This is a genomic window from Flavobacterium sp. (genome assembly GCF_046153165.1).
Taxonomy (GTDB): domain Bacteria; phylum Bacteroidota; class Bacteroidia; order Flavobacteriales; family Flavobacteriaceae; genus Flavobacterium.
This window is the reverse complement of sequence record NZ_JBJXEN010000001.1, coordinates 69,005-83,808: the sequence shown is the minus strand read 5'-3', so window position 1 is coordinate 83,808 and position 14,804 is coordinate 69,005. Positions and strand designations below refer to the sequence as shown.

Genomic DNA, 14,804 nt, shown 5'->3' with positions numbered 1-14,804 from the left:
GAAATTATGGCTAAATTATTAGTAAAACAAGTTAGAAGCAAAATCAACTGTCCTCTTACTCAAAAAAGAGGTTTGGAAGCTTTGGGTCTACGTAAAATGGGTCAAGTTGTAGAGCATGATTCAAATCCAACTATCCTTGGGATGATAAACAAAGTTAAACACTTAGTTTCTGTAGAAGAAGCTAAATAACCAAACACTGTTATGAATTTAAGTAATTTACAACCAGCTGAAGGTTCAACACATAATCAAAATAAAAGATTAGGTAGAGGAGAAGGTTCTGGAAAAGGTGGTACTTCTGCAAGAGGTCACAAAGGAGCAAAATCTCGTTCTGGGTATTCTAAAAAGATTGGTTTTGAAGGAGGGCAAATGCCACTTCAAAGACGTGTTCCTAAGTTTGGTTTCACAAATATTAACAGAATTGAATATCAAGGTGTGAATCTTGATAATCTTCAATTACTTGTTGATAATGGTATTGTCACTGATACTGTTGATATGACAGTATTTATTACAAACCGTTTAGCTACTAAAACTGAAGTTGTTAAAATTTTAGGTAGAGGTGAGCTCAAAGCAAAATTAAAAGTTAGTGCACATAAATTTACTGCTACTGCAAAAGCTGCTATTGAAGCTGCTGGAGGAGAAGCTATAGAATTGTAATTTTCTAAACGATGAAAAAATTTATTGAATCGTTTCAAAGCATTTGGAAAATTGAGGAACTAAAAAACAGAATCCTAATTACATTAGGATTTCTGTTAGTTTATCGTTTTGGTGCACAAATTCCATTACCTGGAATTGACGTAGCTAAATTAGCTAATTTAACATCACAAACTGATAAAGGTATTGGTTGGTTAATTGATGTTTTCACAGGAGGTTCTTTTTCTAAAGCATCAATTTTTGCTTTGGGAATTATGCCTTATATTTCAGCTTCTATTGTAGTTCAGTTAATGGGAATTGCTATTCCTTATTTGCAAAAACTTCAAAAAGAAGGAGAGAGTGGAAGAAAAAAAATGAATCAAATTACAAGATGGTTAACTATTGGAATTACATTAGTTCAAGGACCAGGTTATATTTATAACTTGTACAGAACTTTGCCAGCAGATGCTTTCTTATTAGGATTTAATTCTTTTTCATTTTTATTCTCTTCAGTTGTAATATTAACTACAGGTACAATATTTGCCATGTGGTTAGGTGAAAAAATAACTGATAAAGGAATAGGTAACGGTATATCATTACTGATTATGGCCGGAATTCTTGCTAGAATGCCTCAAGCATTTATTCAAGAGTTTTCATCTGTAACAACAAATAATACTGGAGGAATAATGTTAATTGTTCTTGAAATTATTCTTTGGTTACTGGTAATTATTGGTTGTATTCTTATAGTTATGGCGGTTCGTAAAATTCCAGTTCAATACGCTCGTCGTTCTGTAACAGGAGATTTAGAACAAGATTTACTAGGTGGGGACAGACAATTTATTCCATTAAAGCTAAATGCTTCGGGAGTTATGCCAATCATTTTTGCGCAAGCAATTATGTTTATACCAGCTGCAGTTGCAGGATTGTCAAAATCTGAAACTGCGCAATCATTAGCTTCAAGATTTCAAAATGTATTTGGTTGGGAGTATAATTTATTATTTGCTTTGTTAATCGTTATTTTTACGTACTTTTACACCGCAATTACAGTTCCTACTAATAAAATGGCAGATGATTTAAAAAGAAGTGGTGGATTCATACCGGGTGTTAAGCCAGGTGTTGAAACTGCAGATTTTTTAGATCATATTATGTCTTTGATAACATTTCCAGGTTCATTATGCCTTGCTTTACTTGCTGTGTTCCCAGCTATTGTGGTAAGTTTAATGGGTGTTCAGTCGCAATGGGCACATTTTTTTGGAGGTACATCATTATTAATTATGGTTGGTGTTGTAATAGACACAGTTCAACAAATTAATTCATATTTGTTAAATAAGCATTATGATGGTTTAATGAAAAGTGGTAAAAACAGAAAAGCAATAGCTTAATATGGCAAAACAATCAGCAATAGAGCAAGACGGAGCTATCATCGAAGCATTATCAAATGCGATGTTCCGTGTTGAATTAGAAAATGGGCATATCGTTATCGCTCACATTTCAGGAAAAATGCGAATGCATTACATCAAATTATTACCTGGTGATAAAGTGAAACTTGAAATGAGTCCTTACGATTTGTCAAAAGCAAGAATTACTTATAGATACTAAAAAATGAAAGTAAGAGCATCAGTAAAAAAGAGAAGCCCCGAGTGCAAGATTGTACGTAGAAAAGGGAGATTGTACGTTATTAACAAAAAGAATCCTAGATTTAAACAAAGACAAGGATAATTATGGCAAGAATAGCAGGGGTAGATATTCCCAAAAATAAGAGAGGTGTCATTGCATTAACTTATATCTTCGGAATAGGTAGAAGCAGAGCTATTGAGATTTTAGAAAAAGCTCAAGTTAGTCAAGACAAAAAAGTACAAGATTGGAATGATGACGAGATCGGTGGTATCCGTGAGGCAGTATCTTTTTTCAAAATTGAAGGAGAATTGCGTTCAGAAGTTTCATTAAACATTAAACGTTTAATGGATATTGGATGTTACAGAGGAATTCGTCATAGATCTGGACTTCCATTAAGAGGTCAAAGAACTAAGAACAATTCTAGAACTAGAAAAGGTAAAAGAAAAACTGTTGCGAACAAGAAAAAAGCAACTAAATAATAAGTAGTATGGCTAAGGCAAGTACAAAAAAACGTAAAGTTATAGTAGAGTCAACAGGCGAAGCTCATATTAGTGCAACTTTTAATAACATCATCATTTCTTTGACAAACAAAAAAGGTGAAGTTGTTTCTTGGTCGTCAGCTGGTAAAATGGGCTTTAGAGGTTCTAAAAAGAACACTCCGTATGCTGCTCAAATGGCTGCTGAAGATTGTTCTAAAGTAGCGATGGAAGCTGGGATGAAAAAAGTGAAAGTATATGTAAAAGGACCAGGAAACGGACGTGAGTCTGCTATCAGATCTTTACACAATGCTGGAATTGAAGTAACAGAGATTATCGATGTTACACCTCTTCCTCACAACGGATGTCGTCCTCCTAAAAGACGTAGAGTATAATTTTATAGTAATAAGTATAACTAGGTAGAATTTTAGATTATCGAAGGATATGACCTGAATTCATAATCTCTACCTTAATTAATTTTTAGAAATGGCAAGATATACTGGTCCAAGTACAAGAATAGCTCGTAAATTTGGCGAAGCTATTTTCGGAGATGATAAATCATTCGAAAAAAGAAATTATCCACCTGGACAACACGGGATGGCTAAAAAAAGAGGAAAAAAATCTGAATTTGCTATCCAGTTAATGGAAAAGCAAAAAGCTAAATATTCTTACGGAATTTTAGAAAAACAATTTAGAGGTTTATTCAAAAAAGCTGCAGCTTCAAAAGGTGTAACTGGTGAAATCCTTTTGCAATTATGTGAAGCGCGTTTAGATAACGTAGTTTTTAGAATGGGTATTGCTCCAACTAGAAGAGCAGCAAGACAAATCGTTTCTCACAGACACGTGACTGTAAATGGTGAACTTGTAAATGTACCTTCATACCATTTAAAACCTGGTGACAAAGTTGCTGTTCGTGAAAAATCTAAATCATTAGAAGCTATCGACCGTTCTTTATCAAATTCAAGTCATGTTTATGAGTGGATTACATGGAATAATGCTCAAATGGAAGGAACTTTTGTTTCTGTTCCTGCAAGATTGCAAATTCCAGAAAATATTAAAGAACAACTAATCGTCGAATTGTACAACAAATAATAATTGACATCAGTCTTATAATTTATGGCATTATTTAATTTTCAGAAGCCCGATAAAGTTATCATGATCGATTCAACCGATTTTGAAGGTAAGTTTGAATTCAGACCTTTAGAACCTGGTTACGGATTGACAGTTGGTAACGCACTTAGAAGAGTTTTACTTTCTGCTTTAGAAGGTTACGCAATCACATCTATTCGTATAGAAGGTGTAGATCACGAATTCTCAACTATTTCTGGAGTTGTTGAAGATGTTACAGAAATTATCCTTAATCTTAAACAAGTACGTTTCAAACGTCAAATTGAAGATATCGATAACGAATCTGTTACACTTGCAATCTCAGGAAAAAATCAAATTACTGCTGGTGATTTCCAAAAATATATTTCTGGTTTTCAAGTATTAAATCCAGAATTGGTAATTTGTAACTTGGACAGTAAAGTGAACCTTAACATGGAAATGACTATCGAAAAAGGTAGAGGATATGTTCCAGCTGAGGAAAACAAAAAACAAAATGCTGCAATTGGTACAATTTTTACCGATTCTATCTTTACACCAGTAAAGAATGTGAAGTATGCAATTGAAAACTTCCGTGTTGAGCAAAAAACAGATTATGAAAAATTAGTTTTTGAAATAAAAACTGACGGATCTATTAATCCTAAAGACGCTCTTACTGAAGCTGCAAAAGTACTAATTCACCATTTCATGTTGTTTTCTGACGAAAGAATTACACTTGAAGCTGATGAAATAGCTCAAACAGAATCTTATGACGAAGAGTCATTGCATATGAGACAATTGCTTAAAACTAAGCTTGTTGATATGGATCTTTCTGTAAGAGCATTAAATTGCTTAAAAGCAGCTGAAGTTGATACATTAGGAGACTTAGTATCATTCAATAAAAATGACTTAATGAAATTCCGTAATTTTGGTAAAAAATCTTTAACAGAACTAGACGAACTAGTAGCTATTAAAAATTTAACTTTCGGAATGGATTTAGCGAAATACAAATTAGATAAAGAATAAATTACTTCATATTTTGCTCTCCAAAGAGGATTGAAGCAAGATGAAGGTTTAAAAAAATAGTCATGAGACACGGAAAGAAATTCAATCACTTAAGCAGACAAACTGGACATAGAAAAGCTATGTTAGCCAATATGGCTTGTTCTCTAATAGAGCACAAACGTATTAACACTACTGTTGCTAAAGCAAAAGCGCTTAAACAATTTGTTGAGCCGCTTATAACAAAATCTAAAGACGATACAACTCACAATCGTCGTATATGTTTCGCTTACTTACGTAGCAAATATGCAGTAACTGACTTGTTCAGAGATGTAGCAGCTAAAGTAGGTGATCGTCCAGGAGGATACACACGTATTATCAAATTAGGTAATCGTTTAGGAGATAATGCTGATATGGCAATGATCGAACTAGTAGACTTCAACGAACTATACAACGGTGGTAAGAAAGAAGAAGTGAAAACTAAAAGCCGTCGTGGTGGAAAAGCTAAAAAAGCTGAGCCTGCTACTGATGCTCCAGTTGCAACTGCTGAAGAAACTACTGATAGTGCAGAATAATATGACATTCAGTTCATAAATATTTAAGGATAAACTTTTACTAGTTTATCCTTTTTTTTTGGATTGAATTCTTTGAGCTTACAAGCAAATCACATTCCTACTGACGTTATAATCTTTATACGTCTCGAAGGTTTTATAAACCTGAAGATATATAAAGGATTTTAACTCCCGATAGCTATCGGGATATCAGAGTTAAAAGAATTTTCGAATGCTTGAATATTATATTTCCTCAATCGATTCCATACAGTTTAAGAAAAAAAACTTTATTTTTGCACCACAACTAAACAATACAATGCAACACACAACAAAACAAACAGCAATTTTATTACTAAGTGATGGAACTATCTTTCACGGAAAATCTATCGGAATAAGCGGTACCACGTTTGGAGAAGTATGCTTTAATACAGGAACAACAGGCTACCAAGAAATATTCACTGATCCGTCTTATTTTGGACAAATAATGGTTGCCACTAATGCACACATAGGAAATTATGGTGTGAATATTGATGAAACAGAATCAGACAAAATCATGATTTCAGGATTGGTTTGCAAAAATTTCTCTGATTTTCATTCTCGACCAAATTCCGAAAGTAACTTATTTGATTATTTCAAAAAGCAAAATTTAGTTTGTATTTCCGATGTCGATACTCGAGCACTTGTAAGTTACATTCGTGACAACGGAGCAATGAATGCTGTAATATCTACCGGCGGAACTTCTGTAGAAGAACTAAAAAAGAAATTAGCGCAAATTCCTGACATGAAAGGATTAGAATTAGCTTCAAAAGTATCTACTACAACTCCTTATTTTTATGGAAATGAAAATGCAAAATATAAAATCTCAGCTTTAGATTTAGGAATTAAAACCAATATTCTCCGTAATCTAGCTAAAAGAGATTGTTACATCAAAATATTTCCATACAATGCAACTTATCAAGATTTAAAGGAATTTAATCCAGATGGTTATTTTTTATCTAATGGACCTGGAGATCCAGATCCTCTTGAAAGTGCAATTTCTGTTGCTAAAGAAATTATTTCAAATAACAACCCGCTTTTCGGAATATGTTTAGGACATCAGGTAATTGCCTTAGCAAATGGTGTTTCAACTTATAAAATGTTCAACGGACATAGAGGTATAAATCATCCAGTTAAAAATCTAGTAACAGGTAAAGGTGAAATAACTTCTCAAAACCACGGATTTGCTGTTAATAAAGAAGAATTAGATAATCATCCTGATTTAGAAATTACACATTTGCATATTAATGATTTAACAGTTGCAGGTATGCGCATGAAAAGCAAAAACTGTTTTTCAGTACAATATCATCCAGAGGCAAGTCCTGGACCACATGATTCTAGTTATTTATTTGATGATTTTATCGAAAATATAAAACTTTCAAAAAACTAAAACGTTATCGTTAATAAGATTAGTTATTTTATTAAAATCAATATAAAAGTTAGAATATATTTGTAATTCAACATTTAAAATAAAAATAATGAGCATAATTATCAAAATTCACGCAAGACAAATTTTCGATTCAAGAGGAAATCCAACTATCGAGGTTGATGTAGTAACTGAAAATGGTGTTTTAGGACGCGCAGCAGTTCCATCTGGAGCATCAACTGGCGAACATGAAGCTATGGAATTGCGTGATGGCGGAAAAGCATATCTTGGAAAAGGAGTTTTGAAAGCAGTTGAAAATGTAAATACAAAAATTGCATTAGAATTGCTTGGGACTTCTGTTTTTGAGCAAAATCTAATTGATAAAATAATGATCGATTTAGACGGAACGCCTAATAAATCTAATCTTGGAGCAAATGCTATTCTAGGAGTTTCGCTTGCTGCTGCAAAAGCTGCTGCAAATGAATTAGGATTGCCTTTATATAGATATATAGGTGGAGTTTCTGCAAATACATTACCTGTTCCTATGATGAATATCATCAATGGGGGTTCGCATTCTGATGCACCAATTGCATTCCAAGAATTTATGATCATACCAGTAAAAGCGACTTCTTTTACACAAGCCATGCAAATGGGAACAGAAATTTTTCATCATTTAAAGAAAGTACTTCATGATCGTGGCTTATCTACAGCAGTAGGTGACGAAGGGGGTTTTGCACCTAATTTAGCTGGTGGAACCGAAGACGCTTTAGATACAATCAAAAAAGCTGTTGAAAGTGCAGGGTATACTTTTGGAAGCGACGTTATGATTGCTTTAGACTGTGCCGCTTCAGAATTTTATGTAGACGGAAAATATGATTATACAAAGTTTGAAGGAGCGACAGGAAAAATCAGAACATCAGAAGAACAAGCAGATTATTTAGCCGAATTGGCTTCAAAATATCCAATTATTTCTATCGAAGACGGAATGTACGAAGATGATTGGAAAGGTTGGAAATACCTAACTGAAAAAATCGGACACAAAATACAACTCGTTGGAGATGATTTATTTGTAACCAATGTAACTCGTTTGTCAAGAGGAATTTCAGAAGGAATTGCAAATTCTATCTTGGTAAAAGTAAATCAAATAGGAACATTAACAGAAACTATTTCGGCAGTAAATATGGCGCACAACGCTGGTTATACTTCAGTAATGTCTCACCGTTCTGGAGAAACTGAAGACAACACAATTGCTGATCTGGCAGTAGCATTAAATTGCGGACAAATAAAAACAGGTTCTGCTTCTCGTTCTGATCGTATGGCAAAATACAATCAATTATTGCGTATCGAAGAGGAGTTAAACGAAGTGGCATTTTTCCCAGGAGAAAGAGCATTCAAAAAATAAAATTATTGCAATTTGAAGCTAATCCCGCTTTTCGCTTCAGGTACTCATTAAAAAAAAAAACTATTTTTCTAAACAACAACAGGAGCTTCCTATGGTCGCTCTGTTGTTGCAAGAAAAACTAGTTTTTTTTCATTTCGTAGCTTTCCGCCTCAATCTGGGCTAGATGAAATGAACTAAAAATGAGCTTTTAGAGTTCTAAATCTTCTAAAATCAGTTTAATTAAGCTGTCGATTTTAAAATAAAATGATTTTTATTAATTATTTAACGAAAACGTTACCGTAAATCTTTTTTATTTAGTAAGGAATTTCATAGCTTTGTTAAATTAAATATTTTAGATAAATTCCCAAATTATATTATGTCAAATACAGCAACAATAGAAATTGATGGCAAAAAGTACGAATTCCCAACAATAACAGGAAGTGAAAACGAAGTAGCTATAGATATTAGCAAACTAAGAGATTTAACAGGAGCCATTACTATGGATCCAGGTTATAAAAACTCGGGTGTTTGTAAATCAGAAATAACTTTCCTAGATGGAGAGGAAGGAATTCTTCGTTACAGAGGATATTCAATCGAAGATTTAGCTGACAAAGCTGATTTTCTTGAAGTTTCTTACCTTGTTATTTTTGGTGAATTACCTACAAAAGCAGAGTTAGAACGTTTTGAAACTAATATTCATAAATATACTTTGGTAAATGAAGAAATGAAAAACATCATAGATGGTTTTCCTAAAACAGCACATCCAATGGGTGTTTTGTCTTCATTAACAAGCGCATTAACAGCATTTAATCCAAAAGTAGTTAATGTAGATAATGAAAAAGAAATGTACGAAGCTGTTTGTAAAACTATGGGTAAATTCTTAGTTCTTGCAACATGGACATTTAGAAAAAGTATGGGTTATCCTTTAAATTATTATGATAATACAATAGGATATGTAGAGAATTTTATGCAATTAATGTTTAGATTGCCTACAGGACCTTATTCTGCAAATCCAGTTGTGGTAGCAGCATTAGATAAATTATTTATACTTCATGCAGATCATGAACAAAATTGTTCTACTTCAACAGTAAGAATGGTAGGTTCTTCACATGCAGGATTATTTGCTTCAATATCAGCAGGTGTTTCGGCACTTTGGGGGCCACTTCATGGTGGAGCAAATCAAGCTGTGCTAGAAATGTTAGAAGATATTCAGAAAGATGGAGGTGATGCAGATAAATATTTAGCAAAAGCAAAAGATAAAGAAGATCCATTCCGTTTGATGGGATTCGGACATAGAGTGTACAAAAATTTTGACCCAAGAGCAAAAATTATCAAAAAAGCAGCCGATGAAGTTTTAAGAACTTTAGGTGTTGATGATCCAATTCTTCAAATTGCGAAAAAATTAGAAGAAGCAGCTCTAGTAGACGAATATTTTGTATCAAGAAAATTATATCCAAATGTCGATTTCTATTCTGGAATTATATACAGAGCTTTAGGAATTCCTACGGATATGTTTACAGTATTATTCGCAATTGGTCGTCTTCCAGGTTGGATAGCGCAATGGAAAGAAATGCGCGAAAACAAAGAGCCTATTGGTCGTCCTCGTCAAGTTTATACAGGTCATCCATTAAGAGATTTTGTTCCTGTAGAAAAACGATAATTTCTTAATAATTTAAATAAAAAGCTTCTCTTAATCGAGAAGCTTTTTTTATATTTGCTCACAAGCCAAAAGCTATTTTATGCTACAATTAAATGTAAAAAACGAATCTTCAAGATTAAGAACAGTTGTATTAGGGTCTGCAATAAATAATGGACCAACACCAACAGCTGATGAAGCTTATGATCCCAAATCGCTAGAGCATATTCTAGCAGGAACATATCCTATTGAAAAAGATATGATTGCCGAAATGGAAGCTTTTAATCAGGTTTTTCAAAAATACGATGTAAAAGTGTATCGCCCTGAAATGATTGAAAACTATAATCAAATCTTTGCCAGAGATATAGGTTTTGTTATAGATGATATTTTTATTAAAGCCAATATTCTTCCTGATAGAGAAAGAGAGTTAGATGCAATTCAGTATATAATTGATCAAATAGATCCTGCAAAAGTGGTTCGTCCACCAGAAGAGGTGCATATTGAAGGTGGTGATGTTATATTGTATAATGATTATATTTTTATAGGGACTTACAAGGGTTCAGATTATAAAGACTACATTACCGCACGTACAAATATGGCTGGAGTAAATTATATTAAAAATTTATTTCCAAATAAAATAGTTAAAGAATTTGACCTCGTAAAATCTAAAATTGAAGCTCGTGATAATGCTTTGCATTTAGATTGTTGTTTTCAGCCAGTAGGAAAAAACAAAGGGATTATTTATAAAAGCGGTTTCCGTGAAGAGGCAGATTATATGTTTTTAGTGAATCTTTTTGGAAAAGAAAACCTATTTCATATCACTCGAGATGAGATGTATAGTATGAATTCGAATGTGTTTTCTATTGCGCTGGATGTTGTTGTTTCCGAGAAAAGCTTCACAAGATTAAATAATTGGCTTCGTGATAACGGATTTACGGTCGAAGAAATTCCGTATGCTGAAATTGCCAAACAAGAAGGATTGTTGCGTTGCTCAACTTTGCCATTAATTAGAGATTAGATTTTGTTTAAAGATTAAGGTTTACAAAATGACCTTAAACTTTAAACTTTTAAATAAAATATAAAAATGAAACAAACTACAAACTCCATACTAATGATTCGCCCAGTTGCGTTTCGTATGAACGAACAAACGGCTGTAAATAATTATTACCAAAAAGTAATAGATGGTTTGTCGTCAGAAACTGTAAATACAAAAGCACAAGAAGAATTTGATACTTTCGTGAATAAATTACGAATGGTTGGTGTCGATGTGACTGTGGTTGATGATACACTAGAACCAAGCACTCCAGATTCAATTTTTCCAAACAATTGGATTTCTTTTCACGAAAATGGAGATGTAGCTTTATATCCAATGTTTGCCGAAAACAGAAGATTAGAACGTCGTGAAGAAATTTTAGATATTCTTGAAGATAAAGGTTTTGTAGTTAATGAAATTATGGATTATTCTTCGGCAGAAGAAGATGGTTTTTTCTTAGAAGGAACAGGTAGTATTGTTTTAGATAGAGAAAATGACAAAGCGTATTGTGCGCTATCACCTCGTGCAGATGAGGAATTATTTATAGAATTTTGTGAAGATTTCGAATATACACCTGTTATTTTCGAAGCTTTTCAAACAGTAGGAAACGAAAGAAAACTCATTTATCATACAAATGTTATGATGTGTGTAGCGGATACTTTTGCAGTTATTTGTGCGGATTGTATAGATGACAAGAAAGAACGAAAAATGGTTCTTGATAGTTTGAAATCTGATGGGAAAGAAATTATTCTAATCACAGAAGATCAAATGAATAATTTTGCAGGTAATATGCTCGAATTACAAGGAGCAGACGAACGTCGTTATCTAATTATGAGCGCATCGGCACATAAAAGTTTAACTAAAAAGCAAATTTCACAATTAGAAGAACATATTACAATTCTTAGCTCAAGTTTAGATACTATTGAAGCTTGTGGCGGAGGAAGTGCACGCTGCATGATGGCTGAAATTTTCTTGCCAAAAGAATAAGTAAATTATGAGTTTCAAATTACGAATTATGATTTTCTCGTAATTCGTAATTTGAAAATTAAACTAAATTCCTCTTACGATACTCAATATAGAACTAATAATGTATTGAACTCCAATAGCAATAGTTAAGAATCCTACAATTCTAGAAATAGCTACAATTCCTGATGCACCTAGTATTTTAGAAAGATAATGTGCGCTTCTTAAAACCAAATAAATACTTAAGGACACTGCTATAATTGATATCGATGAGATAATCATTTCATTACTTGTGTGATGCTCTTGGTAAAAAGCTATTAATAATGATATAGATCCTGGACCAGCAAGCATAGGCATGGCTAGAGGTGTTAGTGCAATATCATTTCTATTTTCAACATCAGATTTAACTTTTTTGCCGATACCTCTTTTTTTGCTAAATTTTCCAGAAAGTAAAGAAAAACCAGAACTCGCAATTATAATTCCACCAGTAATTCGCAGCGCATTTATTGTAATCCCAAAAAAGGAAAGAATATATTGACCTACAAAAAAAGAAATTATCAAAATAATACAAACATTTATCGATGTCCAAAGAGAGATTCTAGAACGTTCTTTTTTCTCGTCATGTTGCGTAAGTCCTACAAAAATGGGTATTGTTCCTATTGGATTTAGTACAGAAAATAAAGCGAAGAAGAGGTAGATAAATAATTCCATTGTTTTTTTGTAAAGGTAAATGTTTAGATTTTTTCGGTTATTACGAAAACATCAATATTGTATAAAGGTATATATTTTTAGGGAAAGCCACAATTTTGAGTACTTTTGTAAAAAAAAAATATAAATGAGTAATAAAAAAACATTGGTACTTGGTGCTTCAACAAAACCAGATAGATACGCTTTTAAGGCAATTACGATGTTGGTCGAAAAAGGGCATTCGGTAATGGCTATAGGTCAGAATGCAGGAGAAGTTGCGGGAATAAATATTAGGACAAAAAATATTCCGTTAGCCAATATTCATACCGTAACACTTTATCTTAATCCAACACGTCAGCGCGATTATTACAATTATATATTAGAAACCAAACCTAAGCGTGTTATTTTTAATCCAGGAACCGAAAATCCTGAGTTTTATCAGTTGCTAAAAGCAAATGGGATCAAAGTAGAGGAAGCTTGCACGTTAGTTTTATTGGCTACAAATCAGTATTAATTTTTTTCAGGAGCTATTCCTGCTATCCGTTGCAATCTTTTCCTTTTTAAAGAAAAAAGGAAAAGTATTTCCACTACTATCAGGGCTAAGTTTATCGATAGTTTTAGGTTTGAATTGATTTCTAAGAAAGTCAGTATATAAAAAATACCTGTCAGGTTTTCAAAACCTGACAGGTATTTTTGTTTAAAATCTCGTCTCCTTCGTAGCCGGTTTACTAATTAATAATAATCCAATAAAAGTGATTAATCCATTTATAATAATAAGTTCATTGTCTATCACGTAATCGCCAAATAATAGGGAGGAATTGGTACTAATAAAAAAACAAATTAAGGGAGAAATGACGCAAATAAAAGGAACTAATTTGTCATGAACCGTTTTTGTTTTCATAAATAATCCAAAAGTATACAGTCCTAAAAGCGGTCCGTAAGTATAACTGGCTACCTTAAATATCATAGTAACTACAGATTTGTCGTTTAAGGAATTGAAAACGATAATCACTAAAAACATCAAAAAAGAAAATCCAATATGAACCAAATGGCGTGTTCTTACAATATTAGGTTTGTTTAAGTTTTCGGTTTTATCCATTCCTAAAAAATCGACACAAAACGAAGTTGTTAAAGCAGTTAGAGCAGAATCGGTAGTGGCAAATGTTGCGGCTGTGAGTCCAAGTAAAAAAACAACTGCGGGAACAATACTTAAATGATGAAAGGCAATTTCGGGAAATAACAAATCGGTTCTTGGTTTTCCCGTGATTAAATCATTAGGAACGGCAATTCCGTTTTTCTCGGCATACAAATAAAGTAAGGCACCAACACTTAGAAAGAAAATATTTATGATGACAAAAATGCCTGTAAAAGTAAACATGTTTTTTTGTGCTTCACCAATGTTTTTGCAACTTAAATTCTTTTGCATTAAATCCTGATCTAGTCCAACCATGGCAATAGTTACAAAAATTCCGCCAAGAATTTGTTTCCAGAAATAGTTGCCTTTATTGTAATCGTCAAAGAAAAATATTTTAGAATAATTACTGTTTTTTACTTCTTCAAAAGCAGTAAAAACATTAAAATCTAAACTTCTACAAATAAAAAATATTGTTAGAAATACTGATGAAACCAAGAAAAAAGTTTGTAAAGTGTCGGTAATAATAATGGTTTTTAGTCCACCACGATAGGTGTACGCAAAAATTAATAATAACGACACCATAACAGTAAAAGCGAATGGAATTTTATAATAATCAAACACATAACGTTGTAAAACAATAACAACGAGATACAATCTAAAAGAAGAACCAATCGTGCGACTGATTAAGAAAATAGTTGCGGCAGTTTTATAACTCACAATACCCAATCGTTGTTCTATATATCCGTAAATAGAAGTCAGATTCATTCGGTAATATAATGGGAGCAATACTTTTGCAATGATGATAAACCCAATGGCATTTCCTAATACAAACTGAAAATATTTGAATTGCAAATCAGGATTTCCAACTTCTCCCGGAACCGATATAAAAGTTACGCCAGATAATGCTGTTCCTATCATTCCGAAAGCAACGAGATGCCATTTTGAGTTTTTATTGGCTTTAAAAAAAGCATCATTCCCGCTGTCTTTTTTACTCACTACATGAGAGATAAAAAATAAGATTCCGAAGTAAACTATAATAAGTGATAGAATGGCAAATGGCGTCATTGTGGTAGTTTTATTTGTTGCAAAATACAAAAAAATGTTTATTTGTAGATTTGTTATTTGTTTATTTGAAAACAACAATAAGATTATTGTCTTTTTAAAAGATAACGGAATTACCAAATAAACAAAAAACACTACTTTTGTGG

Annotated in this window: 18 protein-coding genes; 16 read left to right on the top strand and 2 right to left on the bottom strand. The window is 32.7% G+C overall.

The window, feature by feature from the left end; genetic code table 11:
- The first annotated feature begins 6 nt into the window (after positions 1–6).
- From rpmD to ctlX, 15 genes are all read left to right on the top strand, one after another.
- Entirely contained in the window at positions 7–189 is a 183-nt protein-coding gene (gene rpmD, locus ACKVOV_RS00400; RefSeq protein WP_027310825.1) for a 50S ribosomal protein L30, read from the top strand.
- Between the two features lie 12 nt (positions 190–201).
- Positions 202–654 (top strand): 50S ribosomal protein L15, encoded by a 453-nt coding sequence (gene rplO, locus ACKVOV_RS00395; protein ID WP_409204807.1) that lies wholly within the window; start codon positions 202–204, stop codon positions 652–654.
- A gap of 11 nt (positions 655–665) precedes the next feature.
- Positions 666–2,012 carry a preprotein translocase subunit SecY gene (gene secY, locus ACKVOV_RS00390; protein WP_409204806.1) on the top strand — a complete coding sequence of 449 codons (1,347 nt, stop codon included), beginning with the start codon at positions 666–668 and terminating at the stop codon, positions 2,010–2,012.
- Between the two features lies 1 nt (position 2,013).
- A complete protein-coding gene (gene infA, locus ACKVOV_RS00385; RefSeq protein ID WP_011963449.1) occupies positions 2,014–2,229 on the top strand; it encodes a translation initiation factor IF-1 in 216 nt (71 codons plus the stop codon).
- 3 nt (positions 2,230–2,232) lie between these two features.
- Positions 2,233–2,349, top strand: coding sequence for a type B 50S ribosomal protein L36 (gene ykgO, locus ACKVOV_RS00380; protein WP_008992256.1), 117 nt, complete (start codon positions 2,233–2,235; stop codon positions 2,347–2,349).
- 2 nt (positions 2,350–2,351) lie between these two features.
- On the top strand, positions 2,352–2,726 hold the full coding sequence (rpsM, locus tag ACKVOV_RS00375; protein ID WP_026706258.1) for a 30S ribosomal protein S13: 375 nt from the start codon (positions 2,352–2,354) through the stop codon (positions 2,724–2,726).
- A gap of 8 nt (positions 2,727–2,734) precedes the next feature.
- A complete protein-coding gene (rpsK, locus tag ACKVOV_RS00370) occupies positions 2,735–3,118 on the top strand; it encodes a 30S ribosomal protein S11 (protein WP_091476829.1) in 384 nt (127 codons plus the stop codon).
- Between the two features lie 91 nt (positions 3,119–3,209).
- Positions 3,210–3,815 carry a 30S ribosomal protein S4 gene (gene rpsD, locus ACKVOV_RS00365; protein WP_409204805.1) on the top strand — a complete coding sequence of 202 codons (606 nt, stop codon included), beginning with the start codon at positions 3,210–3,212 and terminating at the stop codon, positions 3,813–3,815.
- Between the two features lie 24 nt (positions 3,816–3,839).
- Complete coding sequence (locus ACKVOV_RS00360) at positions 3,840–4,832, top strand: DNA-directed RNA polymerase subunit alpha (RefSeq protein WP_091476831.1); 993 nt, start codon at positions 3,840–3,842, stop codon at positions 4,830–4,832.
- A gap of 62 nt (positions 4,833–4,894) precedes the next feature.
- The gene (gene rplQ / locus ACKVOV_RS00355) at positions 4,895–5,383 is read left to right on the top strand and encodes a 50S ribosomal protein L17 (protein ID WP_409204804.1); all 489 of its coding nucleotides are present in this window, start codon (positions 4,895–4,897) and stop codon (positions 5,381–5,383) included.
- Positions 5,384–5,675: 292 nt separating this feature from the next.
- On the top strand, positions 5,676–6,785 hold the full coding sequence (gene carA / locus ACKVOV_RS00350) for a glutamine-hydrolyzing carbamoyl-phosphate synthase small subunit (RefSeq protein WP_409204827.1): 1,110 nt from the start codon (positions 5,676–5,678) through the stop codon (positions 6,783–6,785).
- A gap of 88 nt (positions 6,786–6,873) precedes the next feature.
- Positions 6,874–8,163, top strand: a complete 1,290-nt coding sequence (gene eno / locus ACKVOV_RS00345; protein WP_409204803.1) for a phosphopyruvate hydratase — start codon at positions 6,874–6,876, stop codon at positions 8,161–8,163.
- Positions 8,164–8,518: 355 nt separating this feature from the next.
- Positions 8,519–9,802, top strand: coding sequence for a citrate synthase (locus ACKVOV_RS00340; protein ID WP_409204802.1), 1,284 nt, complete (start codon positions 8,519–8,521; stop codon positions 9,800–9,802).
- Between the two features lie 79 nt (positions 9,803–9,881).
- Positions 9,882–10,796 (top strand): dimethylarginine dimethylaminohydrolase family protein, encoded by a 915-nt coding sequence (locus tag ACKVOV_RS00335; RefSeq protein WP_409204801.1) that lies wholly within the window; start codon positions 9,882–9,884, stop codon positions 10,794–10,796.
- 66 nt (positions 10,797–10,862) lie between these two features.
- Positions 10,863–11,798: a citrulline utilization hydrolase CtlX gene (gene ctlX, locus ACKVOV_RS00330; protein WP_409204800.1), complete on the top strand. Its 936-nt coding sequence runs from the start codon at positions 10,863–10,865 to the stop codon at positions 11,796–11,798.
- A gap of 63 nt (positions 11,799–11,861) precedes the next feature.
- Here ctlX and ACKVOV_RS00325 read toward each other — a convergent pair whose 3' ends face one another.
- Positions 11,862–12,485, bottom strand: coding sequence for a MarC family NAAT transporter (locus tag ACKVOV_RS00325; protein WP_409204799.1), 624 nt, complete (start codon positions 12,483–12,485; stop codon positions 11,862–11,864).
- 124 nt (positions 12,486–12,609) lie between these two features.
- Here ACKVOV_RS00325 and ACKVOV_RS00320 point away from each other — a divergent pair, with 124 nt between their 5' ends.
- Positions 12,610–12,975 (top strand): CoA-binding protein, encoded by a 366-nt coding sequence (locus ACKVOV_RS00320; RefSeq protein ID WP_409204798.1) that lies wholly within the window; start codon positions 12,610–12,612, stop codon positions 12,973–12,975.
- Positions 12,976–13,158: 183 nt separating this feature from the next.
- Here the strand turns inward: ACKVOV_RS00320 and ACKVOV_RS00315 are convergent, their stop codons facing one another.
- Positions 13,159–14,661 carry a sodium:solute symporter gene (locus tag ACKVOV_RS00315; RefSeq protein ID WP_409204797.1) on the bottom strand — a complete coding sequence of 501 codons (1,503 nt, stop codon included), beginning with the start codon at positions 14,659–14,661 and terminating at the stop codon, positions 13,159–13,161.
- Positions 14,662–14,804: the final 143 nt, after the last annotated feature.